The sequence below is a fragment of the Enterococcus hulanensis genome (assembly GCF_005405485.1).
Taxonomy (GTDB): domain Bacteria; phylum Bacillota; class Bacilli; order Lactobacillales; family Enterococcaceae; genus Enterococcus_A; species Enterococcus_A hulanensis.
The window spans coordinates 1-24,099 of the sequence record NZ_BJED01000003.1 but is presented as its reverse complement, the minus strand read 5'-3'; the positions used below and the strand labels follow the sequence as shown (position 1 = coordinate 24,099).

General features: G+C 40.9%; 24 protein-coding genes. 14 read left to right on the top strand and 10 right to left on the bottom strand.

Annotation, left to right across the window (positions count from 1 at the left end; translation table 11 throughout):
* Positions 1 to 23 precede the first annotated feature (23 nt).
* Positions 24 to 902, top strand: coding sequence for a fructokinase ScrK (gene scrK / locus FFR60_RS04110; protein WP_088934498.1), 879 nt, complete (start codon positions 24 to 26; stop codon positions 900 to 902).
* A 133-nt stretch (positions 903 to 1,035) separates the two neighbouring features.
* A complete protein-coding gene (locus FFR60_RS04105; protein ID WP_137663157.1) occupies positions 1,036 to 1,461 on the top strand; it encodes a phosphate-starvation-inducible PsiE family protein in 426 nt (141 codons plus the stop codon).
* Positions 1,462 to 1,522: 61 nt separating this feature from the next.
* On the opposite strand, the gene FFR60_RS04100 is transcribed toward FFR60_RS04105, so the two are convergent.
* The 4 genes from FFR60_RS04100 to FFR60_RS04085 all read right to left on the bottom strand — a co-directional run bounded on the left by FFR60_RS04100 (position 1,523) and on the right by FFR60_RS04085 (position 5,545).
* The gene (locus tag FFR60_RS04100; protein WP_137663156.1) at positions 1,523 to 2,398 is read right to left on the bottom strand and encodes a sulfite exporter TauE/SafE family protein; all 876 of its coding nucleotides are present in this window, start codon (positions 2,396 to 2,398) and stop codon (positions 1,523 to 1,525) included.
* A 293-nt stretch (positions 2,399 to 2,691) separates the two neighbouring features.
* A complete protein-coding gene (locus FFR60_RS04095) occupies positions 2,692 to 4,260 on the bottom strand; it encodes an L-serine ammonia-lyase, iron-sulfur-dependent, subunit alpha (protein ID WP_137663155.1) in 1,569 nt (522 codons plus the stop codon).
* An 11-nt stretch (positions 4,261 to 4,271) separates the two neighbouring features.
* The gene (locus FFR60_RS04090; protein ID WP_137663154.1) at positions 4,272 to 4,484 is read right to left on the bottom strand and encodes a tautomerase family protein; all 213 of its coding nucleotides are present in this window, start codon (positions 4,482 to 4,484) and stop codon (positions 4,272 to 4,274) included.
* A 74-nt stretch (positions 4,485 to 4,558) separates the two neighbouring features.
* On the bottom strand, positions 4,559 to 5,545 hold the full coding sequence (locus tag FFR60_RS04085; protein ID WP_137663153.1) for an ornithine cyclodeaminase family protein: 987 nt from the start codon (positions 5,543 to 5,545) through the stop codon (positions 4,559 to 4,561).
* A gap of 146 nt (positions 5,546 to 5,691) precedes the next feature.
* On the opposite strand from FFR60_RS04085, the gene FFR60_RS04080 reads away from it, so the two are divergent.
* The 8 genes from FFR60_RS04080 (at position 5,692) to FFR60_RS04045 (ending at position 12,042) form a co-directional block, all read left to right on the top strand.
* Positions 5,692 to 6,618, top strand: a complete 927-nt coding sequence (locus tag FFR60_RS04080; protein ID WP_137663152.1) for an FAD:protein FMN transferase — start codon at positions 5,692 to 5,694, stop codon at positions 6,616 to 6,618.
* A gap of 162 nt (positions 6,619 to 6,780) precedes the next feature.
* Entirely contained in the window at positions 6,781 to 7,050 is a 270-nt protein-coding gene (locus tag FFR60_RS04075) for a type II toxin-antitoxin system RelB/DinJ family antitoxin (protein ID WP_137663151.1), read from the top strand.
* Positions 7,040 to 7,393 (top strand): type II toxin-antitoxin system PemK/MazF family toxin, encoded by a 354-nt coding sequence (locus tag FFR60_RS04070; RefSeq protein WP_088934508.1) that lies wholly within the window; start codon positions 7,040 to 7,042, stop codon positions 7,391 to 7,393. Before FFR60_RS04075 ends, FFR60_RS04070 begins: the two co-directional genes overlap by 11 nt.
* Positions 7,394 to 7,798: 405 nt before the next feature.
* The gene (locus tag FFR60_RS04065) at positions 7,799 to 8,284 is read left to right on the top strand and encodes a rhodanese-like domain-containing protein (protein WP_137663150.1); all 486 of its coding nucleotides are present in this window, start codon (positions 7,799 to 7,801) and stop codon (positions 8,282 to 8,284) included.
* Between the two features lie 276 nt (positions 8,285 to 8,560).
* Positions 8,561 to 8,671 (top strand): type II toxin-antitoxin system HicA family toxin, encoded by a 111-nt coding sequence (locus FFR60_RS23175; RefSeq protein WP_137663149.1) that lies wholly within the window; start codon positions 8,561 to 8,563, stop codon positions 8,669 to 8,671.
* Positions 8,672 to 8,727: 56 nt separating this feature from the next.
* The gene (locus tag FFR60_RS04055) at positions 8,728 to 9,105 is read left to right on the top strand and encodes a type II toxin-antitoxin system HicB family antitoxin (RefSeq protein WP_137663148.1); all 378 of its coding nucleotides are present in this window, start codon (positions 8,728 to 8,730) and stop codon (positions 9,103 to 9,105) included.
* Between the two features lie 160 nt (positions 9,106 to 9,265).
* Entirely contained in the window at positions 9,266 to 9,754 is a 489-nt protein-coding gene (locus FFR60_RS04050; RefSeq protein WP_137663147.1) for a hypothetical protein, read from the top strand.
* 455 nt (positions 9,755 to 10,209) lie between these two features.
* The gene (locus FFR60_RS04045) at positions 10,210 to 12,042 is read left to right on the top strand and encodes a DUF4365 domain-containing protein (protein ID WP_137663146.1); all 1,833 of its coding nucleotides are present in this window, start codon (positions 10,210 to 10,212) and stop codon (positions 12,040 to 12,042) included.
* A 70-nt stretch (positions 12,043 to 12,112) separates the two neighbouring features.
* On the opposite strand, the gene FFR60_RS23075 is transcribed toward FFR60_RS04045, so the two are convergent.
* The 5 genes from FFR60_RS23075 to FFR60_RS04020 form a co-directional block, all read right to left on the bottom strand.
* Positions 12,113 to 12,205, bottom strand: coding sequence for a type I toxin-antitoxin system Fst family toxin (locus FFR60_RS23075; protein ID WP_137663145.1), 93 nt, complete (start codon positions 12,203 to 12,205; stop codon positions 12,113 to 12,115).
* A 105-nt stretch (positions 12,206 to 12,310) separates the two neighbouring features.
* A complete protein-coding gene (locus FFR60_RS04035; protein ID WP_137663144.1) occupies positions 12,311 to 13,000 on the bottom strand; it encodes a DUF2922 domain-containing protein in 690 nt (229 codons plus the stop codon).
* 48 nt (positions 13,001 to 13,048) lie between these two features.
* Positions 13,049 to 13,432, bottom strand: a complete 384-nt coding sequence (locus FFR60_RS04030; protein ID WP_137663143.1) for a hypothetical protein — start codon at positions 13,430 to 13,432, stop codon at positions 13,049 to 13,051.
* 65 nt (positions 13,433 to 13,497) lie between these two features.
* Entirely contained in the window at positions 13,498 to 13,710 is a 213-nt protein-coding gene (locus FFR60_RS04025) for a DUF2922 domain-containing protein (RefSeq protein WP_088934285.1), read from the bottom strand.
* Positions 13,711 to 13,727: 17 nt separating this feature from the next.
* Positions 13,728 to 13,934 carry a DUF1659 domain-containing protein gene (locus tag FFR60_RS04020; RefSeq protein WP_137663142.1) on the bottom strand — a complete coding sequence of 69 codons (207 nt, stop codon included), beginning with the start codon at positions 13,932 to 13,934 and terminating at the stop codon, positions 13,728 to 13,730.
* 54 nt (positions 13,935 to 13,988) lie between these two features.
* Here FFR60_RS04020 and FFR60_RS04015 point away from each other — a divergent pair, with 54 nt between their 5' ends.
* Positions 13,989 to 14,135 (top strand): hypothetical protein, encoded by a 147-nt coding sequence (locus FFR60_RS04015; protein WP_171004864.1) that lies wholly within the window; start codon positions 13,989 to 13,991, stop codon positions 14,133 to 14,135.
* Positions 14,136 to 14,230: 95 nt separating this feature from the next.
* On the opposite strand, the gene FFR60_RS04010 is transcribed toward FFR60_RS04015, so the two are convergent.
* Positions 14,231 to 14,956, bottom strand: a complete 726-nt coding sequence (locus tag FFR60_RS04010; RefSeq protein WP_137663141.1) for a hypothetical protein — start codon at positions 14,954 to 14,956, stop codon at positions 14,231 to 14,233.
* Between the two features lie 563 nt (positions 14,957 to 15,519).
* Here FFR60_RS04010 and FFR60_RS04005 point away from each other — a divergent pair.
* The 3 genes from FFR60_RS04005 to FFR60_RS03995 all read left to right on the top strand — a co-directional run bounded on the left by FFR60_RS04005 (position 15,520) and on the right by FFR60_RS03995 (position 24,035).
* A complete protein-coding gene (locus FFR60_RS04005; RefSeq protein ID WP_137663140.1) occupies positions 15,520 to 16,623 on the top strand; it encodes a tyrosine-type recombinase/integrase in 1,104 nt (367 codons plus the stop codon).
* Between the two features lie 533 nt (positions 16,624 to 17,156).
* Positions 17,157 to 19,067, top strand: coding sequence for a SpaH/EbpB family LPXTG-anchored major pilin (locus FFR60_RS04000; RefSeq protein WP_137663139.1), 1,911 nt, complete (start codon positions 17,157 to 17,159; stop codon positions 19,065 to 19,067).
* Between the two features lie 27 nt (positions 19,068 to 19,094).
* Positions 19,095 to 24,035 carry a SpaA isopeptide-forming pilin-related protein gene (locus tag FFR60_RS03995; protein WP_137663138.1) on the top strand — a complete coding sequence of 1,647 codons (4,941 nt, stop codon included), beginning with the start codon at positions 19,095 to 19,097 and terminating at the stop codon, positions 24,033 to 24,035.
* The last annotated feature ends 64 nt before the right edge of the window (positions 24,036 to 24,099 follow it).

The window sequence follows — 24,099 nt, the reverse complement described above, 5'->3', positions numbered from 1 at the left end:
TAAATGATTGCGAGTGAAGCTTAGTGGAAAAATTATTTGGCGGGATCGAAGCCGGCGGTACAAAATTTGTTTGCTCGGTGGGAAATAGTGAGCTGGAGATCGTCGAACGGGTCAGCTATCCTACGACGACACCAGAAGAAACGATGGACTTAGTGATCGGCTTTTTCAAGCAGTATGCAGAACAATTGGTAAGTATCGGTGTCGGTTCATTCGGTCCGATCGATATCCATCGCGATTCGAAAACCTATGGCTACATCACTTCGACACCAAAACTAGCGTGGCAGAATTATAACTTTGTCGGTGCGTTGAAAAATGAATTCGACTTGCCGATCGCTTGGACAACCGATGTCAATGCAGCTTGTTACGGCGAGTATGTGAAGGGGCGCGGCGATGGTGTCAACAGTGTCGTTTATTATACGATCGGCACAGGGATTGGCGGCGGTGCGCTGCAAAAAGGCAATTTTATCGAAGGCTTTAGTCATCCGGAAATGGGTCACGTGCTGGTAAGCCGCAACCCGAATGATGATTTTGAAGGCAGCTGTCCATTCCACGGACATTGCTTAGAAGGCATGGCGGCTGGTCCAGCGATCGAGAAACGTTTAGGACGCAAAGGCCAAGACTTGAGCGAAGACGATCCGTATTGGGAGATCGAAGCCGATTATATCGCCCAATGTGCGTATAATACGACCTTGATGTTTTCACCAGATGTGATCATCTTTGGCGGCGGCGTGATGCAGCAAGAGCACTTGGTCAAAAAAGTGCGCGCTCGTTTCAAAGAGCTGGTGAATGATTACGTGAAAACACCTGATTTGGAAGACTATATCGTGACACCAAAATTAGGCAACAACGCCGGCACGATCGGTTGTTTAGCCTTAGCCAAAGAAGCAAAATTACATTCATAATAAAGAAAGGTTCCGCAATTCGATTACAGCAAGCGGCTGTTTGAATTGGCGGAGCCTTTTTTGGTGCGTATCTTTTCTGATTTAAATAAAGAATTGCTATACTTTAAATGAAATCGACTAAGGGGGACAGGCCATGAAAGAGAATTATTTTTTGAAGTTTGAAAAAACAATCAGTACGATCGTGGATATTTTATTGGCTTTGTTGATCGTCGTGGTAGTGATCGTCATGGGAGAGGGCATCTTCAATATCGTCATGCATGTGATTCCGCTGAATAATGTCTCCGAACTGACACTGTTGATCGAGGAGATCGCAACCCTCTTTATTTTATTAGAGGTTATCCTGATGCTGCTGCGCTATATCAAGGAAGGGCATCATATTCCTGTCCGCTATTTGATCCTGATCAGCATCACCGCTATTTTGCGGGAGCTTTTGCTGGCTCACGGAAACGGCACCAATTCCTTATTATTGTCGCTTTCGATTTTGATTTTAGTGGGTGTCTTGTTCATTTTGGAAAAGGTCAAGGCCTTTCATAAAGGCGAAAATAGAATCGAAAAATAAAAAGGCTCCGTACCAAAATCAAATCAGGTACAGAGTTTTTTTTACCGTAAAACTGAGTGCGCTAGGCTGCCGCAGTTTTGCGTGATTTTAGAATGTATTGAATTCCAGTATAGAAAATAATGACAATAACTAAATAAGTAACCATCGAAATGTCTAGGTTCATTAAGAATTGAGAGGCAATGATTACGCCGGGAATCCCGCCGATCGTGATCGCTAGCGCAATTTTTCTAGAGTAGGCTTTTTCACGAATGAAGTTGATACTTGCGACTGGTTGAAGGCCCGCACATGAACACATCATGATCGGGAAAGCCGCTAACGGTGTCATACCTAACATGTAAACCATCGCCATACATGGCGCATACAAACCAACACCAACAGTCATTAAGGCTCCAAAGAAAAAGTTTCCGATGATGCCGACAATTAATTTAACGCCGGTCAATCCCATGGCCGTATTGCCTTTACCTAATAAGGCAATGACTTCTGTTTGGCGCAGCAACATTAAAATAGCAGTGATCAAAAGTGCCCAGCCGATCCATTTCTGAACAGCCGTTTCCGAAAGCTTCGTAACGTATTTTGAGCCAAACCAAGAGCCGACGATCGCTGCTAAAATCAAGGTAACTAAAGTTAATGAATCAACCTTGATGACTGTGACGAAAATCACAGCTTCCGTCAATACCGGAATCGCATGTCCAACATTCAAAATCCCCGGTAATTTTCGGTCGTCATTGTTTTGCTTTGTAACATTTAACATCATGGTAGTAAGAGCAAAACTCCCAATCCCAATCGTGTCCGCAAAGTCTGCAATAAAGCCAATAATTCCACTAATAAGCCAATTCCCTGGTCCTAAATCATCACGATGGGTCACAACATCGCGCACAAGCATGAGCGCTTGAAAGATCATCAGACCAATCAAAACATAAAAAATAATCTGTGCCATAAGTCCTCCCGTAGGTCTTTTTCCTTTTATTATAACAATAAAAAGAAAGGAAAAACTATAAAATTTTAAATTTTTGTGAATTGCTGAACTATTGGCATAGAAAATAAGTTCTTTTATATCTTGAATTTAGTGGTTTCTTCTTTGAATAAAAAATTTGAGCTGTAAAGGAGGATGACTCAAAAAGTCTCTTGAGTTATTAAGCTGAAAACAAAAACCGAACAACTTTGCAGCTATCAAAAATGATAGTACATGGTCGTTCGGCTATTTTCAGTCCGTTTTTTTCAACTATTCAATTAACAGCAATCCAACGGACAGCCCAAGCGTTCGGCGATCGCCAGACCAGAGGGTGTTTGAGCGATGCCGGCGTGACCGGTACAACGCAATTCTGGCGGGATCATCCGTCCGACTTTATTGAAGCTTTCGATTGTCTCATCTAGTGGAACGACGACATCATAGCCGGCTAGTGCCATATTGGCGGCGCCCAGCGCATTCATGCCGCACATCATATTTTTTCCAAGACAAGGAACCTCTACACGTACACCGATAGGATCACAGGTCATGCCAAAGACATTTTGCAATCCCATGGATGCGGCGTTTACCGCTTCTTCGATGGTGCCGCCCATTAATTGGACCAAAGCGCCCGCCGTCATACCTGATCCCGAACCGCATTCGGCCTGACAGCCGGCAACTTCTGCCGCAAACGTGGCGTATTCCGCGATAAAGACTCCGATCATTCCAGCGGCCAATAAGGCCCGAACTAATTCATCGTGCGATTTTTTCTGATAATCACTGACAGCGATCAAGGTTCCCGGCAAGGCTCCGCAAGAACCGGCAGTAGGTGCCGCCACAAAGACATTCATGGAGCTTTTGACTTCCATCAACGCGGAAATATTCTCGATGATTTTGGCTGGCAGCTCATCACCGATCAGCTTGTCGCGGTTGGCTTTTATCTTCGGTGCTTGTGAGCCTAGCATTCGATCTTCGTAGGAAGTGCCCGCCAAGCCCACCTTGATTCCGTTAGCCATGATTTCAAGAATGTCTTCGGCTTTTTGATAGACCTCTTCTTCGGAAATACTGCCGCGATGGCTTTCGTAGCGCAGGGCCATATCCGCTAAATCCAGCTTTTCTTTTTTCGCCGCAGCGATCATTTCTTCCGCCGTTGCAAAAAGCATTTTCGGTTCCTTTTGCGACATGATCGGCAGGACAGGGTCGAAGGCGATGAAGCGTTCGACCGTCATCTGCTCATTCAGCCAGGCGATCTCGTTTTCTGGAATGGCCTGCTGCGTTTTGATATGCAGCAATGTTTTACCGTCTTGCTCTTTGATCGCCGCAAAGCAGAACTTGCTGATCTTTTCAGGCAGTTCAGTTTCTGATACGGTTAATTGATCGCCAAAGAGCAGCGTTTCATAAAATCCGCCTGTGACTTCTACTTCAAAGTGATCAATCTCAATGATCTCGATCATTCCACCGCCGACCGAAAGAGCTACAACATCCAGCTCTTCACCACGATCGGTTTTGATCGTCATTTTGTAGGTGTTGGGGTGGTTATTCTCATAGGAAATGACACGGAAAAGAATTTCCATCCCGTCGTCTTCTGCAATTTGAATGGCGCTCGTCAGCCGACTATCAGTCGGGTCCATCCCCAATAAGCCGCCCACCAGACCAATGTCTGAACACTGGCTGATATAGCTTGCGGCCAAAGAGCCTTCAGGATCAAAGTCCGCTTGAAAATAAGTGATCTTGCCGGCGACCATCTGGCGCAGGGCACGACCGATCCGAACAGAAGCAGCGGTATGGGAACTGGAAGGACCGATCATCACCGGCCCTAAAACGTCGTTAAAAATACTCGCATGTTCTTTCATCCACGGCCTCCTTAGAAATCGGATTCGATATAAACATCTTCACCGGCGATTTCATCACCGATCACGTCTTTCCATTTGTCCGCGTCGATCTCTTTGAATGAAACAGAGACGACGTTAGGTTCACAGCCTAATTCCTTCACTACGAAATCCTGCAGCTTGTCCGCAAACTCCTGTTTTACTTCTTTTGAACGACCGGGATACATTCTGACTGATAAATGTGGCATGGTTTATTCCTCCTTTTTCATATTTATGAATTCATTTTTAAGCCGTATATCATCCAACTAGTTTTTTGATCAAGCTAAGACCATTGCGTCCCAACTTTTTCTTCAAGTGCCCGTTCATAAATTTTTTGCGCGGTAACTAAGTCTTGCGCGCCGATCCCGACTGTTTTGAAGACGATGATTTCTTCATCATTCTCACGGCCGCCGATTTTGCCCATCAATACCTCACCGATATCGCCAGTGAAGTCCTCTTTGGTAATCGTGCCGTCCTCTAACGGGATCAAAATATCGCCGGCCTCAGAAAGCACCGCTTCTTCTGAATCAAAATAAATTTTGCTGGCCCGTTCTAAAATCACCGGGTCCATTTCCTGCATGTGGGGCTGATAAGAGCCGACACAGCTGACAGTCGCGCCCGCCTTGACTTTGCTGCCGTCAAAAACAGGAGAAGTCGCTGGTGTAACTGTGATGATCAAATCAGCGTCACTGATGGCTTCATCAGAGGTAGCTGCTGGTAAAATCTGTGTACCATAAGCCTTCAGCTCTTCATTCATTTGGGCTGAGAAATCCTTTGTCCGCTCAGGATTTTGATCGAAAACATAGACCGTCTCCAAATCACGGGCGCAAACCATCGCTTCTAATTGAGTCGCCGCTTGTCCGCCAGTCCCGATCAAAGCGCCTTTTTTCGCATCCTTGCGACCTAAAACATCAAGAGCAACACCCGAAGCAGCGCCAGTTCTAAATTTAGTAACGGTCACGCCGTCTAACAAAGCATTGATATAGCCGGTCTTGCCGTCCACCAACAACACTTGTGCCGGAGCAGATGCTAAGCCTTTATCAATATTGTCAGGAAAAATATTGATGACTTTTACCGCTGCTGCATCTAAATCAGGAACATACGAAGGCATGAATAGGAACGTCCCATTCTGCTTTTCCGACACGATCTGAGTGCGCAAGGGCACATCGGTTTTGCCTTCACTGAATAATTGGAAGGCTGTCTTGTCCGCCTCGATGGCGTCTTTCATAGTAAAAACTTCTTTGATATTGGCGCGAGATAAAAGTAACATAGAATCCCCCTTTAGATTTTTTCTTTCACACCTAGAAGTATAAGCGATTACATTGGCGGATACAAAACAATTCCCGAAGTTTCTCTTTTGTTCTGATGAAAAATCGATTAAGCTGTTTAGGAGAAGAGCAGGAAAGGAACACGAACATGAGTGAGAAAACACTGCACCTGATGGGGACGGTCATCAAGCTTTGGGTCCAGCACCCTGAAGCAGACGAATTATTAGCTAAAGCAGAAGCACGACTGCGGGACTTTGAGCAGCGCTTCAGTGCCAATGCAGAAGACTCAGAACTAATGAAAATCAATCATCAAGCAGGCCTTGCGCCAGTCAAGGTAGCTGCGGATTTATTTGAATTAATAAAAATCGGCAAAGAACAAAGCTTGATACCCGATAGCGCACTGAATATCGCCATCGGTCCTTTGATCCAGGAGTGGCGGGTCGGCTTCACCGACGCGAAATATCCATCCGCCGAAAAAATCCAAGAACTGCTTCCTCTGATTGATCCGCTGGCGATCCACTTAGATGAAGGAAAGCAGACGGTTTACTTGGCACATGCGGGCATGGCAATCGATCTCGGCGCATTAGCAAAGGGCTACTTTGCCGATCAGATCATCGCCGATTTTAAAGCCGCCCAAGCCGATGCCGCCTTTATTGATCTAGGCGGAAACGTGCTGACCTATGGACCGGCGCCGCAACGAGCAGAAGGACGTTGGCGAATCGGTATTCAAAATCCCTTCCTGCCTCGAGGAAACTATGTCGCGGTGGTAAAAGCCCAGAACGAATCGGTCGTGACCTCAGGCATTTATGAACGCAAATTCGAATGGCAGGGTCAAACCTACCATCATATTTTTGACAGCCGGACTGGATATCCCATCCAAACCGATCTAGCCAGCCTGACGATCGTATCCGACAAATCGCTGGACGGTGAGATCTGGACGACGCGCTTATTTGGCAAAAATGCTCAGGAAGCATTAACCGAACTGAATCAGCTTGAAGGTATCGATGGGATCGTCATTACCACCGATCAGCAGATGGCGTATAGCGATGGCTTAAAAACGAAAATCGAAATCTGATCAAAAGGCACAAGGATGTTTGGTGCCTTTTTATTATTTGTCCTTAATGCATGGGTATATGGCTAAAATTGAATTAAAGCGCAATTCAGAGTATAATAAACTCAAAATAGAGAGTATTTTATTATAAATGAGTACATTGTTCTCCGAAAAGAGGCGGTAAAAGTGAAAAAAAGGAAAGAAAGAATTCAAGTAGGAATCGATAAAGAATTAAAAGAGACTGCTGAAATGATATTAGGCGAATTAGGAATGAATCCCACTACAGCAATCACGATCCTGTATAAGCAAGTCGTAGAAAGAGGGGAGTTTCCGATAGACATAAAATTAAGCGAGGATACCAAGCAAGATATTCGTTTGAGACAACTGACAAAACAACTGCCTATAAAAATGTTAGAGACAGAAAAAGAAATTGCTGAGTGGCTAGATGAAGAGTAATGAAATAGTCACGGTCTATGTAGCCTTTGCAAACGGACAAGGCGGAAAAAGAAGACCAATTCTAGTGGTAGAGGATAAAGAGGAACGAGTGGCATTTTTCAGTATCACGACGAAATATGAAAAAAAATCAGAAGCGATTAAAAATCTATATTATCCAATCAGGGATTGGAAAGAGGCAGGTTTGCATAAGCAGTCGTGGATAGATGTAGGAACGCTTAGAGGAATTTCTAGAACACGGAGAGATATTACCTTTAAAAAGGTTGGCAAATTAACAACGACCGATAAAAAAATGTTAAATGATTTTATCGAAAAATTAATTCCTAATAGTGATGAGAAAAACTAAACTAAAATCTGATCAAAGGCACAAGCGCTGAATCTTGTGTCTTTTTCTAATTGGAATTTAAGCTGCCGTAACATTGTGTATATTTTCTCATTGTCATTGAAAAAGCGTTTTCCTTTATATATACTTTGTTAGGAGATAACCCTTACATTATGCACTGGAGGTGGAAGAAATGGCAAAACGACTATGACTATGAGGCCAAATTTTACTTAGAGTCTCTAAGCGAGTGTATTTAGCATTCTTTCCCTCAAAATATCTATGTGATTAAACACACAATCCGAACCTTTCGTAGCATACGTACAGCATCAGTATGTCTATTTGTGCGGAAAAATTTTTGATGGTTGGAACGCTGAAGCTCATGCAGCAAATGCTCCAAACAAAAATTAAACGAAAGAAGGATTTAGAAAAATGAAAAAAAGAATTAGCGGATTATTGATCGCTTTGGCGATGTTGGCAATTGTATTGACAGGCTGTTCAAACAATGACAAGAAAGAAGAAACAAAGGACCGTGCAGAAGCCGATATCGAATGGCAAATGATCGCACCAGAAGATATGAAAAAAGTGCTTGAAACCGATGATGCAACGGATTATCAAATCATCGACATCCAGCCAGAAGATGACTATGCTAAAGGCCATCTGCCAAACTCCATCAGCGTACCCGCTTATCCAGTCGACACAGAAGAATTAGAAAAACTAGTCGTTGATAGTGCTGACGATTTCAAAGAAGGCGACAATCCAATCTATGTCGTTTGCCCAGGCGGCGGTGGCGGAGCAAAACGCACGATCTCACTCTTGATCGATGAAGGGATCGACGAATCACGCCTGTTCATCATTGAAAACGGCGCGAAGAAATGGCCTTACAAAGACGACAGCAAGCTTTGGGTGACAGATTAATCATTGAAATTCAGAGAACTCTCTTAATTAGAGGGTTCTTTCAGACTGTAGGCAAAATCCGTTTTCTGGATGTTGTCTACAGTCTTTTTATCTAGCTAACAAAATTAAATGCGTATGTTTATATACAAAGATAGGTATTATACATAACAATTTCAAATTTTGACATCAATGCGCATTGTGCGTATAATTAAATTGTGAGAAGGCAGCGTGTATGCCCCTTACTGGAAAAGAGATGCTGAAACTTGCTAAAAAACATGGTTGGGACATGGTTGGATAATGGTTAGAATAAACGGGAGCCATCATATCATGGTAAAAGAGGGACATTTACCAGTCTCTATTCCTGTTCATAATAAGGATTTGAAAATCGGACAGAGCAAAAAATATTAAAAGATTTAGGTTTGAAATAACTTTCAGGCACCAATCTTTTAAGGAGGATGATCCAAGTGAAAAAAAGTTATCCGGCAGTATTCTCAAAAGAAGATGAGGGCTTCTCAATAATTTTTCCTGATTTTGCCGGAGCTGCTCAAGGGGATAATTTAGAAGACGCGCTGTCTAATGCGAAAGAATTTTTGGATGGAATACTGGCTTATTATATTGACGAAGACATCCCGCTTCCAGAACCGACAGAAATAGTGGCTATCCAAGTGGAGAGCAATACTCAATTTGTATCCCTTATCCAAGGAGATCCTTCTCCTTATATCAAAAAAAAGACCGTGCGAAAAAATGTGACTATACCAGAATGGCTGGCTAGTCGCGGAGAAAAGGACAACGTGAATTTCTCCAAACTACTTACCGATGCCTTATTTGAAAAATATGGATAATGTAACAAACGGAATCATGGGAATCTCAGGAGCAGAAAGCTGCTCTTGAGGTTCCTTTTTCAATCTCCTAAAAATAAACCAACTTCTCTTTGTAGCCGAATGGAATCAATAGTATTATTTAGGTAATTAGCAGTTAAAGAAAAATGAAGGGGGCTTTCATATGTCGATCGGAATGTATCTAGCTAGTGACCATAAGTTAACGACCACGCCGCAATCAGCTTCTTCAGAATTATTGTCGATAAATGATCTTAAGAAGTACGAAAATTATGCCACGTTGATCTCCAATTTGAAAACGAATCTAGGAATCGATCCTCAAGCAAGCGACCCTAACGAAAAGCTGTTTGTCCTGCTGGATGATGAGGAGGAAGTATTCTCAGTGATGAGGGATCGAGACGAAGGAACCATCAATCAATATACTGACAAGCCATTTATTTACTATGTTGATATTTATAATTGGGAGCAGTTTTATCACTCCTTCGCGAACTATCTACAGTCTTTGGAGGCACCCTTTGAGTTGTGGAAAGTCTGGGAAGGGACAGTTGAATTGCAGGCGTTAGAAACCGTACAGCTGGACGAGTTAAATGAACAAGCATTGGAAAAGCTGTTCGGGAACAATGAATATATGAACCCAGTCGTTGGTGTGCATTAGTTTTTTCGACTCAAAATTATAGGAATCTCAGGAGCAGAAAGCTGCCCTTGAGGTTCCTTTTTTATTACACTAAAAAACACTTTTTCAATCATATCTCGTCCCTCAACAGAAGATACTAGCAACAAAATAATTGTGCGCAGCGAAAATTAATGAGTAACGGACAGCGAAAATAATAGTTTGAAAAGACTGAATAAAGATAGTAATAAAGCTTCGATAATAAAATAAAGGTGGAAATAAGGAATGGTTTCTTCGAATTGGAATAGTTATTATCTATTTATTATTCGTTATTGATAATTTTATATTGAATCTGTAAACGCTATTTTAATGCTATTTATATGCGAGTATTATTTACTTAGTTCGTGAAAAATGTTATTTTTAATACTGATGATGTTTAATTGGAAAAGGGTATCGTTTGAACAGAACGGAAACGATATTAAGGGGAAGGTGGGAAATCGTTGGTAATAAAAATGGAAGCTGCACCAAAAATTGAAAATCAAGCAGAACTGCTCAGCACTCGGCTAGCAAAGCTCTGTCGGGTAAATGAGCTGCACGATGATTTCGGCGTTGATTTTGCGTGTGCACTGGCTTCAGCTGAAACAGGTACAATCAGAGAATTCTTTGCTCAATACAAAGGAACGGAAAAAACGACGGAAGATGAAGAGTCTGTCTCACTACAGCTTCAAACAGCGACAGTTCGGCAGTGGTTTAAAAAACGCTCGTTGACCGTGCTGTTTTATGTCGATCTTGAAGAACAAGCGGTCTATTGGGTGGACCCCTTTGAACAGCTTTTTGAAAAGGTCAAAGAAATTACAAGTGCTCAAGAAACGATCGTACTCAAGGTTCCCAAAGCGAATCAGCTCTCTGAAGAGGACGGACTTCCGGCAGTATTTTTTGAACGGATCGATCGCTTTGATAATTATCTATTTAATGGCGCATTGGAGCGAATCAGTCAGGATATCGCGATCTTTCCAGAAGTAGAGGAATACGCCGATGAAATGACTGTGGAAGAAACCGAAGAGACCATCACGATTAAGTATAAAAATGTCTGTCTGACAGCGGCTTATCCTAAAGATGACCTTGCTTCTCGTGAAGACAGCTGTACGATCCAATTTGCCAGACTTAGCCAAAAGGCGGAGGCCGAGATCAAATTAACGCCTAGAGAAATTCTGGATTTGTTTTATTTCGGCAAGGAAACAGCCGCAAAATTAGGCATGCGAAAGTTCATCAAGGTGTATCTGGAGGAACTCAATCAATACTTTGCGGATTTTGGCGACAGCATCGCCTATTTGTATCCAGCTGAGGTCGATGAGCTGTGTTCAGTCATCGATATATTCATAAAGAAATACGTTGCGAAGATCACCAGCTTTATGAAAAGCTTGGAGTCCTTCGCCTTTGAACCGTATCGCGGCAGTCACAGTACCTTCAAGCTGATGCAGCTGGAGGTCGAGCTCTGGGAGAAAATCCGCGAGCATGTGCATACCTATCAAACAAGCAACGGTACCTATAAAGACGGCTATATCTTTACTCCCTTTGAAGATCATAATCGGATCGGGATCGAAGACGAACTGCGCCGCGAGCTCTTCAATGTTTATGGCAGCTACGAGCAATCCGCTTATGACCCAGAAAAGCTGGTGGTCGATGTGATATGGGAGTATCTCGATTACCCAGATGAGACGAATAAACCGGAGCAGCCCTATAATGTGGCCGACACCTATTCATTTTTCGTCAATGACCTGCTGCCTAAGTTTCTCACGAATGAGTTTACGGTCAGAAAAAAACGTCTCTTTGGAACCAAGCTGATCAAGGTCTATAAGACGCTGACCAAAGAAGAGATCGAGAAAAAAATCTTTGTGCCAAAATATAAGCTGACACAATATCCCAATAGCAATTCCGAGCTGGGCAGTACGTTTTATTACCTGGCTGAATATATGAAGGAAAAGGATTTCTATTTTATCGAACCTGCGTCGATCGAAAAACTGCTGAAAAACTTTGATCACATCGTTCAAGCAGAACTAAAGATCGGCGGTAATGCAGCCAAAGCTTGGTATGAAGGAAAGAAAAAAGATTTGTTGGAAGATTTAGCGCAGATGAAGCAGGAGCAAGCCAAAGAAACACTTAGCGAAGGCTATTTCTTAGCCAATATCTTCAGCAAGCTGCAAATGATCACTCGTCAGTACAAAGGCTCCTTCGATGGGAAAAAAATTCGCGAGAGTGATCTGCTGAAGGACTTTTCTGAGCTGATCGCAGATTACAATGAAGATCGCTTGATCCGATTGTTGATTAGTTAAGTAGTAGAAAAATATATTATTACAAACACCTGCGGTCGCATAAACCGCAGGTGTATTTGTCTTCCAGTCGTCATGGATCGTGCCCGCTCAACCAGTGGTTGACCAGAGCCACGATCAGCCCCACAAAGAGCGGAGCGAGGACATATCGGATCAGCTCGCTCAAGGTGCATCACCTCCTCTCATTAGTGGAGGCTGACGACATGAGCGAAATTACCTACGCAAAGGGTATTAAGTTGTCAATGACCGAGTTTAGTTAGACGCTTCGCTGTTAGTGAATGTCCGGGTCGTCTTTGTTCCGACTTTTCTTGCGCCGTACCCAAGCCAACAGACGCTGCTGTGGACTCATGGATTCGTGTGCTTCAGACTGCGCTGTCTCAGAAGTTGAAAGGACTTCGGCAGAGCATTCCTTACAATCAATCGTGTGCTTATCTCCGATTTCTGTTGATTGTTTTATTAATGAATTTTGGTTATTTCCCGCTTCTGCCGGGCCTTTCAGTTTCTCTTCGATCGCTGTTCTGGTTGGCTCGAATACATGGTCATAGCTTCTGTTTGTTTTGACAGGAGTGATTGATTTTGGTTCTTCAGAATGAATCGGTTCCTCCGTTTTCGCTGGAGAATCTGCTGCCTCATTTAATTTTTCGCAAGACTGCTCGCTTGGAGTTTCGGTTTCAAGTTTCATTGCAGCTTCTTTATTTAGCTGTTCAGCCGGAGTGTTTACATCGACTTTCGGCTCATTTTCTAAGTCGAAAATCTCGTGGTCTGTCGTGGTGACGATCTTGCCTGTGACCACAGTATCAAATAGTTTTACGCCGTTTTTTTCAAAAATGTCGAGTTGAGTTAATAATTCGCAAGCTTCTTTGAGCTGTGCCGCTGGCAGGTCGGCATTCACATTCTTATAGGTCCAGTCGTGTTCTTTGCCTAGACCATTGGTGAAGGTCGTGACTAAATCATGGGTCATCTTTCTACATTCCTTTCTTATTTTTTTTCTGCGTAGGTAGGTTTACTCTCAAGGTTCATTCGTTTCATCAGGACGGACTTTTGCGATTAAGGAACGGACAAGGGACATGGCTTTTTCACCAAAGTTACGGACAGGAAATACTTTTGACGTCAACGAGCGCCATTCAGGTGTCATGAAGTAATCTTGGAAATAATAGAAGAACCGCTTCATGGTCCGAGTTGCTTTAGTATGCATGAAGATATCGCGGACAAGATCCTTTAGAATGAAGGCAAACTCCTCCGCACCAAGTTGAAACCGTACACGTAAAGCTAAAATATATTTGATCGTTAAGCTGCTATTTTGTGTTTGATAATAATAAGTTGTAATTCGTTTTTCTAGTGTTGTTGATTTAAGATTGAACAATTGTCGGCAAGTCAGAGTTTGTTCATTCATGGATTTTCATCCTCCTTTTTTTAGTAGAGGAAGGCGGTTGTTAGCCGCCGATCCTCAGTTTTTGTTTAAAAGATAATCGTTTCGACTGTTTCCACATACTTGGCACTGACGACGTGGTCGAACAGCTTTTCGCCGTCCTTTTCAAAGATCGTCAAGAGTGTCAGTCTTTCTAAGATGCCTCGGATCTCATCACTGGATCGGTCTTGTGCGGGATTTTGGTAGCTCCATGTTTGGGAGCGTCCGCCGCTGGTTTTAAAGATCGCTACTAATTTTTTCATTTATGCTTTTCCTCCTCTTATTTGCTTACTCGTGATTGGCTGGTGATAATCACGCCGTCTAATTGTGTGTCTTCTACGTCGAGTTCCTTCATAAGCTGTCCTAGTTTAAGGATTTGTGTTTCGTCTGGATTTTCGACGACGTTTTGGAACGTGACTTTCTTTAATTTTTCCGCTCCTGGTAATGAGAGCTGCACTTGTAATTTTGTACTTAATCGTTGGATCATAATTTAACGCCTCCGTGTTTTGTATTGTTGTACCGGCCGGTGACTAAAAGATAAATGATTTCAAAAAAGAATGCGAATCGCAAAACAGCCGTTGCCCCCCCCAATTTGACTCGTTTGGGGCTGGAAACGGCTATTTTGGACCCTAAAGCGGTCAAATTGGGGGGTGCAGGTGTCAAATTGCGATTTGATAAAGAAGTTTGATTGGATTATAATGAATAGTTTTACCAAAAAAAATGGAGATAGGCAGAAAAATAGCGGAACACTTGATATTCAAGCGTTCCGCTATTTTGTTAAATTTAAAGCCAATCAATATGGTCACTATCGTCTGGATCATACATCAAGGGTTCGCAATGATAGAGAGAGTAGGTCTTCTGGTACAGACTATTGATCTCACCGATCGCGGTACGGAAATTTTCCAGACTAGCACGTTTGCTTAATGTATTCGCAAAAACGGTATTTGGAAAATAGAGGAAATCTAACGGTGTTTCACCTTGTAGTACATAATGGAATAACCCTCGACGGATCGTTGCCAAGACCAGACAGGCAATCTCTGCTCGGCGAATGATCCGCCGACGATGGACAGGAAGAAGTAAACAGAGATCATTAGTCATCTGTGCATAGTATTGATCGTTGGCTTTGAAGATATTTTTGATGTTAATGGGATTGATCCACGTTGTCTGTTCCCTTGACTCTAGTGGAAAGAGCGCAAAGTAGGGGCAGACCCAAGGCATTTTGTACTTGCCGAAATGCCCCAGCTCCTTTAGGCTGCTGGATAAGACTTGGTAATCGGAAAAGGAATGAATCGAAGAAAATTGATGCAGTGTTTTCAACGCGTTCATATTACTGAAATGCACGTCACTCTCTGTAAAGATCAATACCCCTGACCTTTCAGGCAACGGCAGAATGCAATTTATTTCATGAATCTTGAATGGATCGAAAACAACGGCCTCCTTTAAATACGTCTCCCATAATGGAGACCACTGTTTATCATCTAAATACATTTCTGGTTCATTGTTTCTCATTTTAATAACCTCCCTCAAATTAAAAAAACGTTTACAATAAGACTATACAACAGATAAGAAAAGAATAAATATTTGTTTTCAGCGTTTGTAATTAAAGAAAGATTAGAATATTTTTATTAGTGTTTTTTTATTTTGAAGATTAAATAAGGATAATAGGTTTATTTTATTATTTTTAATGACAGAAATATAATGTGGACATATAATATAAAGGCATCTTCCTGTTTTAAGGAAGATGCCTTTATCTATTTTGTTCCAAATTAAGGGAGGATTTCTTGCATTTTTTGCTTAAAAAGTTGCTTAGTCTTATAAAAAACTAGAAATATACGGGACGCAACAAAATAATATAACTTATTTATTTGATACATCACGTGAGAATTCATAAATCAATTATATATTATTAATTATTAATAGGCAATATGAATCATAAAAATAATTATTTTTGAGAAAAACATGATAATAAGTTGATCTATCCACTCTTTTTCTTGTTTTTTAAACAGGAAAACCACAAGAAATCACAATATATGCACCGTCAGTGAAGCCGTCAAATTAGGAGGAAGTATAAGATGCGTAAAGGTGAAAATATTTATCTGAGAAAAGATGGTCGCTGGGAAGGGCGCTTCCCAAAAGGCCGAAAAACCAATGGACGAATCAAGTATGGTTACGTGTATGGAAAAAGCTACACAGAAGTAAAACAAAAACTCTATCCGCTTCGTATTCGGTACCAATCGTTGCAACGAATTCAAGGATTTTCTGCCGAATCGTTTGAAGATTGGACAGCAGAATGGCTCAATGAAGTGCAGGATGAGGTCAAACCATCGACACTTTCAAGTTATCGCTACAAACTAACTAAATATGTTCTGCCGGTACTCAATGAAACTCCGTTGAATGAACTGTCGATTGATTCTGGAAGAAGCCTTTTAAAAATATTGCAAGAAAAATTGTCGCGTTCCACTATTCAAGTGATCTTTCGAATTGTAAACAAATGTCTCAATCGCGCCAGAAAAAAGGGCAAAATTCATACCAATCCCTTTTCTGAGCTGACTATTCCCAAGGCAAAACAAAAGAAAGTCCATTCATTATCCTTCTCTGAACAAAAGAAAATCATGGCGGTCGCTGCGAAAGAAAAGAAAGGTTATGGGATTCCGTCACTATTGGCCCTATATTCTGGTATGCGGATTGGGGAAATCGCGGCGCTTCAATGGTCAGACATTGATTTTAATGCCAACTTGATCTATGTGAACCATACGTACCAAAGAATTACAACAAGCCAAGCAGACAAAAGAACACAATTGATCTTAGCAGATTCCAAAACAGAAGCTTCGGTTCGAATGATTCCAATCGGTAAGACCTTGAAAAAGCTCTTATTGAATCATCGAAAACAATCAAAAGGCTCCTTTGTCTTTTCAACCAAGGGTCAACCTTGTGAACCGCGGCTGCTTACGTATCATTTTCATCGGATTCGAGAAAAAGCGGCGCTTGCTCATATCCATTTCCACCAATTGCGTCATAGTTTTGCGACTCGCTGCTTAGAAATAAATAAAGATATTTCATCGGTCAGTGCACTTTTGGGGCATGCGTCTACTCAGATGACGTTGGATACGTACGTGGATGCCATGTTAGAACAACGATTCCGCGTGATTGATCAATTGGATCGATTGATTAGTTAACTAAATAAGCGGACTATAAGTGAAACCATTTTCAAAAAAGGTAACTAATTTTTTGGAGGAGTTCTTTTTTATTTTTCTAAGAAAACGCTTTCTTTCGGTGAGGAATATTTTATCAGCTAGCAATGATTCAAAAACGATAATTTTTTTAAAGAAAAAGAATCCGGCGAATTCCGCAAAATAAAATAAGCCGTCGGTTTCCGTCAAAAAGCACTATAACTCCTTGTGTATCAAGGGTTATAGTGCTTTTCTAGTTTTTTATAAGACTAAGAAGAAAATAGCTTAGATACTTATTGTCAACTAGAGATTTTAATGAAAATGATGAATTTATAACAGCTTTTGAAAGGAGGTATGTTTATCGAAGGACAGACATACTAGTTTTTCATTAGTTTCCAATACAGAAGTGGGCGCAAAAAAAAGCGTCATTTGTGTATTGGAAAAAAGTAAGTATTTGAGAAAACGGCGGCAACCTCTTCTAAGTACTTATTTTAACTAATTTAGGAGTAAAAAACAAAAAAGAGTAAAGGAGTTTATTTATGAAGACGAAAAGAAAATGGATAAGTAGAGCAGCAGTAAGTTTAGGATTGTTAACAATGTTTGGGGGAGTAGCATTAAGTGCAGGGAGTGTTGCTGTTCAGGCGGCACAAACGATCAGTGATAATCCAACATCAGATAACAAAACACCTCGGACAATCACGTTATGGAAATATGAAATCAAGAGTGCTGCTGAATTAGGTGAACGTGGAGATGGTCTTGAACTATCTGGTACTGCGCCTGAGTTAGATGGTAAAACAGTGATGCAGGATGTTCATTTTGAAATTGTACGTGTTAAAGCAAATGATGGGAAGAAATTAACAGATCCATTGAAACAAAAAGAAGGCGCAAGTGAAGATTATACGATTGACACATCTTTCCCAAGCACAACTGGTTACACAGATTCAAGCGGGAAATTAACATTTGATGCTAGTTCAATTCTTGGCCTCGATGGTACTGCTGGTAAGGAACATAAACTAGCAGATGGTATTTATATGATTAAAGAAATACCAAATCCTGATACTGGAAAATATGACTATACGGTAGCTGCAGCAGGACCAGGAACATACCTTGATTCAACAGGGAAACACAAGAAGGAAATTTCCACACCAATGAGTCCATTCTTTGCGTATTTACCGCAAACAAAACGTGAAAAAGACCCTTCTAATCCAGGTCAGTACATTTCAAGTGGCGAATTGATTTATGATGTGCATGTTCATCCAAAGAACATTGTAACGGACAGTGAATTGGACAAGACGATTATGGGAGGTAAAGGCTATTCGATCAAAGCTGGACAACCTTTCCAATGGGAAGCAACAACGAAACTTCCTGATGGGTTATACAGCAAAGTCAAAGAAGATATGACACTCATTAATAGGCATGATAAAGATGGGCATCCATTGCCAGATTTAGATGTTCCTGCTGGAACCGAATTATACGCTGATTACTTCTTTGTACATGATGAACTTGCGCAAGAATTACATTTAGATGGTGTAGAAGTGCAATTTTACAATCCTAATACTAGTGCTTGGGACACTATGACACTTAATACTGAATATGAAGTATATAAAAATGGTAGTTCGAACAAAGAAACAACTGATCCAATTACTGATGGTGTAACAGCTAAGACAGATATTCGGGTTGAATTGACACAGGCAGGTATGAAGAAAATCGAAGATCTTACTACGAAACGCTATTCTGATATCCGAGTAATCTATAAAACGCATACCGAAGTTGATTTTAACGGGATTATCGAAAATGAATATGATACAGGATACTTGATTCCGGGTCAAAAGCCTAAAACAGATAAAAGTGAAAAGAATCCAGAGTATTACGATGGCGGATTCAATATCAAGAAGGAAACAGAAACTGGTGCAGATTTAGCAGGTGCGGAATTCCATATCGCATTGACAAAAGCAGATGCAGAAGCTGAAATTTTCTTAGCGGATGATGGCAAAGCTTATCCAAAAGGAACAACTGGCGTTAACTTCTTAACCACTACATCAGACGCATCAGGAAATGCGAAGTTTGATGGTTTGAAACTAGATTGGTTTACGGATGATGATGGTGATGGAGAGCAGGATCCTGATAATCCAGTGGAAGCAACATGGCCTAAGACAGAACCAGCGGGCGGCGGAGATTATATTCATAAAGAATACTGGGTAGTGGAAACGAAAGCCCCAGCAGGTTACGAATTATTGAAGACACCGCAAAGAGTGATTGTTACTACGGATACTCACAAAGATGATGGTAATGGCGTTGTTATTCCAGAACTTACTGTAGAAAACAAATCTAAAACTGATCTACCATTCACCGGTGGCGCTGGTACAACATTACTAATCATTATCGCAATCGGAGCAATCACTATTGGTACAGCATCAATCGCAATTGATAAAAAACGTCGTCAAGCTTAAAAATGGGACAGAAAGGAAGGACAGACCATGCGCGAAAAGATCAAGAATAAACCAATAGTCGCAGTTCTTCTTCCAATCTTATTTCTGCTGGTAGCCCTCATCTCGGTCTACCAGTGGAATCCATTGAAAGCAGATGACCAGAATGCTCATTTGGTTGATGTGAAAGTCAATGGGAAAAAAATTGATGATAATTACTCAGTGACGGAGCAGGGGACACTTTTAGAGATGAGCGCCAAAGAACCGCAATTACTGAAGTTTTTAGAATCAGATAAATACAAGGTGGAGCTTCTCAATGAAAAAGGGGAACCACTGCCTTTTGAGAAGTTATCGAATGAGAAACTGACACACTTTCAGGGATTAGTGGAATCAATTCAAAAAAGTAACGAGTCCACTGAGAAGACAGATCAAACAAGTAGTTCAACTACTGAAACAAGTACACCACCAGAAACAGAAGAAATTGTCAGTCAATTGTTTTACGTGGTAGAAGATGAAAAACAGGTTCCTTACCTTTTATTAGATAAGGAAGAAACAATCTGGTTGAGCGTTACAAATAAGAAACCAGAAGAAGCTACAAATGTTGTGCTTGAAGTACCAAATGCGGACAAGAAGCAATCGCTAATTAACTTCAAACCGAAGAAAGTTGAAACGACTGAAACTTCTAAGAAAGAAGAAAAAGCGTCCTCTTCTTCTGAAAAAAAAGAGAGCACTAAAAACACTGAAAAACAGGAACAAGCAACAAGTAAAAGCAGTGCTAGCAACAATGAAAAGAGCACCACTTCTTCTATTAAAAAGGAAGAAACTTCTAGTAGTAAGGAAAAAGAAACAACTAAGAAATCCGCAACTAAAACAAAAGCAACAAAACTAACTAAAGAAGAAAAGAAACGCAATTTAGCGATTGAACAATTATTGGATGAGAAATACGAAGAAAAAGACTCGTTTAAGCCAATTGAGCTGCCGGCTGAGGGAGCAAGCAGTCGAGAAACTAAATCTGGCTCATCACCGATTTCAGTGACTGGTGCGAAGATGACGATCAAAGATGGAACTGCAAGTTTTGACACTGGTAATGACAATCCTGGATATGATTCTGGAGATAACAATCAGCTTGTCCGTTCATTTGACTCAATAATCTATCTCTTGACTTTTTCACTAGAAGCGAGTGATCCAACGACTACTTACTCAGATATTAAATATGAAGTAGAAATGGAATTACCAAATGCGTACGCTCTAGATGATTCTGGAAAGCAGCGTTTTAATGCAGAAGTTGTGAGCGATGATAGTAGTTTAGATGGTAATGATACTACAAAGACTTCGAAAGGTTCTGTTGAATCCACAATAAGTGCCAATGGTCAGATTCTCTTACCTATGTTTGTGAATGTTTATGGTGCACAAAACGGAACCGTGATTAAACCAACAATGAAGATCACTATTATTAGTGCTAAAAATAATAAAACCGGTGAAATAGAGGATGTTAACAAAGTATATAGTGAGTTATTTGATCCTACAAATACGTATGATGTATTAAAACCTAGAGAAACTAAAGTTTCAGCCAAACCTTCTGTTAAAGCAAATATTGAACAAGGTGGACGAACAGAAGCACCCAATTTTCTTTCTGGTCACTATAGTAGTTGGGAAGCGATAGGGATTGGCATTACTTTAGGGTTAAAACCAATTGGTAGTCGTGGGATAGCTGACTTTAGAGGAGCAACTTTCCCTGTTGGCGATGTTGATTTAAAACTTGATTCAAAAACATTTTATCAAACTAATTTAGGAGCTAATAAAGCAGAGGTAATCACTTCTTTGACAGGAAACACGTCAACAACAACGAGGCCAGTGCAGGCTATGGCTTCAGCTGTTGCGACTGATCAACTTACTGGATGGGATCAAGTAAAATACTCTGGATCAATGAATCTAACAGATAGTTTAATTTATATGGGAGTTCCAAGAGGGAAGACAGGAGAGATATATACTCAAGAACCCCAAGTTAGTACAGAGGAAAAGAAGCAAATTGGAGTCTATGATAGTGGGGATGTCATTGCAACAAACTCTGGATTGAGCATTAATGTTAAGAATTCTGATTATGCTCCAATCCATAATCCTTATACATACAATTATACTGGAACAAAAACTAGTGATAATGAGAAAATTTTCTCAAGCTCTATGATGATTGTTGAATGGTGTAAGGATTATATTGAAAATAAAGGTTCGGGAGTCTATACAACTGACTTAGAAATAGTAAATATATCATATGAAGGAGGTGACTATTCAAATTCTGCTAAGACCACTTTTTCAGATATAAGAGTATTGGGAGAAAAATTCTTTGGTGGAGCAACTTTTGTTGATAAAACTCTAGTTGGTACATCGGGAATAAGTTCATCAAATAGCTGGGCGATTTCGTACGGAGATGGAAAAGTCGGAATGGGACAGGACGATTTATACCTTGGTGGGCACACACAAGTACAGTTCTATCGCAGTAATAGGGTTGTGCAACTTGTTAGGTGGAACGCGAATTCTTTTGAATTTGATCCAAGTAGAGATCTTTTTGTACAGCCGGCTGCTATAGGATTATGGATACAGCCGAATACAAGATATGGAGTTGGAAAGACTCAGAATCATCCAAGTTTAAAAGGAGATACACAAGCTAACATTGAGAGTCAGTATACTTGGTATGAAACAGCGGCTGATGCCATGTCTGCTGGTGGGAAAATCTCGGCAGTAAAATTTGAATATAAAAAAGATGGATATTATGGCGTCTGGAATGGTGTTCCGATAAAAGTAATCGGACCAGTTGGAGGAAAGGATGAATATGGAAATCCTAATGTTTGTACATTAGATGGATATAGCTATATAAATGATACTCTTGAACATCAGGAACCTGCAGTAGGACGCGATTACACACCATCAATATTTAATCAAGAAGGCGACCTGATCGGTGGACACAGTAATGAATATCGGGATACCGTCTTTATTAAATCATTTGGAATTACAACAACAACAACACCTAAGAAGCCAGTCTACAAGACTACTGAAGAAGTTGAATGGACCGTTAAAGGGAATATCTTAAGTGAGGTAAATACTGAATATGGGATCAGATTGAAGACGACTCTGCCTAAAGGATTAGAGTATCAGCATGGTTCTTCAACAGACGGATCTGGAACATCACATGAACCAACTAGCGTTGTAAAAGATACTGTAACTGGACAAACGGAACTAATATGGGACTTCAGTGGTATGAATCCAACAGAGGGAGATTCTCCTGAAATTAACTTTAAAACTACACCTAACCTAAGAGATTTAGTATTTGACGAGGCATCTATTTCAGAGGCTACGGTTAAAACGGTGGGTGATATATGGTGGCAGAGTGATCCTAGTAAAAAGGATACATCAAAAGAGTCAGTAAGAGCTTCTTCTGGAAAAGTACAGCTATATCAAATGCAACAAATAGTTCTAACTAAAGAAGTAGATAAAAGTTTGATCGAAGTTGGAGATAATGATCCTGCCAATCCTTCAGCATTTAATGATATTACTTATAAGGTTACATTGTTGAACAATAGCTCTGACAAATTAGTCAATGCTAAAGTGATAGATGAGCTACCGTACGACGCCGATGTCTTACAAACTGATTTCGATGGTTCTTATACTGTAAAAAATATCAAAATTACAGAAGGTGATGGTGAAATCACCTATACAAATGATCCAGTACATCCAGATAAAAGGGATGATCCAAATAAGAATTTGGGAACATGGTCTTCTTATGTACCTGGTACGTCGAATTCAGCATTAATCAAAAATGCCAAAGGGTTTGTTGTTACGTCTAAAGAGTTAGCAGTTGGAGATTCATTGGTATTTGAGGTAACTATTTCACCTAATGGACAGAAGGCAGGAAACATTTTGCGAAATAGAGCTGCCTTTAACAGTCATCTCAACCTTCCAGTGAAAAGTAATATTGTTCAAACTCAAGTATTAGGTCGTGACCTAACTGGTTACGTCTGGTATGACGATGATTACAAAGGGTTGATTGATCCGGGTGAAGAACCTGTCGGAGATATTCCTGTAAAACTTTATCGAACGAGTTTGGTAAATGGCACCTATGTCAAACAACTCGTGGAGAGAAGTTTAACGGGAGAAGAATTTATTGATTCTTCAGGTAATTCGAAGATTAAGACAGAAGCTACGGGTTCTGATAAAGGAAGGTACAAATTTGAAAATCTTCCTGAAGGGGAATATATTGCTGAATTCATTGTAGGTGATATCGTTGTGACTCGAAAAGTTGCGATTGTCACTAAACAGTTACAGGGTACTGGTGAATATGATCCGCTGAATTCAAAAGCCGATCCAGCAGCTCCTTTCAGAACACCAGAAAAGAATGATGCTGGTGATCCGTTCTATGTTCACCCAGAATTGAAAGATTTACCTGCGATTCTGACGGGTACTGATAAGGTGCAACACATCACTGACGTGAACGCTGGTTTGACTCGTTTATCCAAGATACGTCTCTTCAAGTATGAAGAAGGAACGGTCATTGATGCTGATGGTGATGGTCATTTAAGCGATGAGGAGATTGAAGCAAGTACAACTCGTGCGTTAGAAGGTGCGGAGTTCCAGCTATATAAGGCGAATAGTGAGGATCCGGATAATCCTAGACCAGAAGATAAAATTGGTGATCCTGTAACTACAGGTGCAGATGGATGGTTAGAATTTGGAAGTCTTCCTCCTGGCGACTATACCATCGTTGAGACAAAAGCGCCTGAAGGCTTTGAATTGTTGAAAAAACCAGAACATGTCACAGTCCCAACGTATAACTATATCGCGATCGTTCATGTACCGGATAGCGCGCAAACTAAATTACCATTCACCGGAAGCACCAAGGCCATGCGGATCATCTTGATCGCAGCCGCGGTACTAATGGTTGTCGGAATGACAGGCGTCTTCCTGCATTTTCGACCGATCAACGTAAAGGGAGGAAAATAAAATGAAAAAACTACGTCGTTTGTTGTTCGCTTTGTTTGTTTTCTCTCTGATCGTTGGTGGGGTG

Excerpts from the sequence above, each read along its gene's own strand:
- FFR60_RS04105 (WP_137663157.1), top strand. The coding sequence starts at position 1,036 with ATGAAAGAGAATTATTTTTTGAAGTTTGAAAAAACAATCAGTACGATC.
- FFR60_RS04100 (WP_137663156.1), bottom strand. The coding sequence starts at position 2,398 with ATGGCACAGATTATTTTTTATGTTTTGATTGGTCTGATGATCTTTCAA.
- FFR60_RS04095 (WP_137663155.1), bottom strand. The coding sequence starts at position 4,260 with ATGAAAGAACATGCGAGTATTTTTAACGACGTTTTAGGGCCGGTGATG.
- FFR60_RS04090 (WP_137663154.1), bottom strand. The coding sequence starts at position 4,484 with ATGCCACATTTATCAGTCAGAATGTATCCCGGTCGTTCAAAAGAAGTA.
- FFR60_RS04085 (WP_137663153.1), bottom strand. The coding sequence starts at position 5,545 with ATGTTACTTTTATCTCGCGCCAATATCAAAGAAGTTTTTACTATGAAA.
- FFR60_RS04080 (WP_137663152.1), top strand. The coding sequence starts at position 5,692 with ATGAGTGAGAAAACACTGCACCTGATGGGGACGGTCATCAAGCTTTGG.
- FFR60_RS04070 (WP_088934508.1), top strand. The coding sequence starts at position 7,040 with ATGAAGAGTAATGAAATAGTCACGGTCTATGTAGCCTTTGCAAACGGA.
- FFR60_RS04065 (WP_137663150.1), top strand. The coding sequence starts at position 7,799 with ATGAAAAAAAGAATTAGCGGATTATTGATCGCTTTGGCGATGTTGGCA.
- FFR60_RS23175 (WP_137663149.1), top strand. The coding sequence starts at position 8,561 with ATGGTTAGAATAAACGGGAGCCATCATATCATGGTAAAAGAGGGACAT.
- FFR60_RS04050 (WP_137663147.1), top strand. The coding sequence starts at position 9,266 with ATGTCGATCGGAATGTATCTAGCTAGTGACCATAAGTTAACGACCACG.
- FFR60_RS04035 (WP_137663144.1), bottom strand. The coding sequence starts at position 13,000 with ATGACCCATGATTTAGTCACGACCTTCACCAATGGTCTAGGCAAAGAA.
- FFR60_RS04030 (WP_137663143.1), bottom strand. The coding sequence starts at position 13,432 with ATGAATGAACAAACTCTGACTTGCCGACAATTGTTCAATCTTAAATCA.
- FFR60_RS04025 (WP_088934285.1), bottom strand. The coding sequence starts at position 13,710 with ATGAAAAAATTAGTAGCGATCTTTAAAACCAGCGGCGGACGCTCCCAA.
- FFR60_RS04020 (WP_137663142.1), bottom strand. The coding sequence starts at position 13,934 with ATGATCCAACGATTAAGTACAAAATTACAAGTGCAGCTCTCATTACCA.
- FFR60_RS04015 (WP_171004864.1), top strand. The coding sequence starts at position 13,989 with ATGATTTCAAAAAAGAATGCGAATCGCAAAACAGCCGTTGCCCCCCCC.
- FFR60_RS04010 (WP_137663141.1), bottom strand. The coding sequence starts at position 14,956 with ATGAGAAACAATGAACCAGAAATGTATTTAGATGATAAACAGTGGTCT.
- FFR60_RS04005 (WP_137663140.1), top strand. The coding sequence starts at position 15,520 with ATGCGTAAAGGTGAAAATATTTATCTGAGAAAAGATGGTCGCTGGGAA.
- FFR60_RS04000 (WP_137663139.1), top strand. The coding sequence starts at position 17,157 with ATGAAGACGAAAAGAAAATGGATAAGTAGAGCAGCAGTAAGTTTAGGA.
- FFR60_RS03995 (WP_137663138.1), top strand. The coding sequence starts at position 19,095 with ATGCGCGAAAAGATCAAGAATAAACCAATAGTCGCAGTTCTTCTTCCA.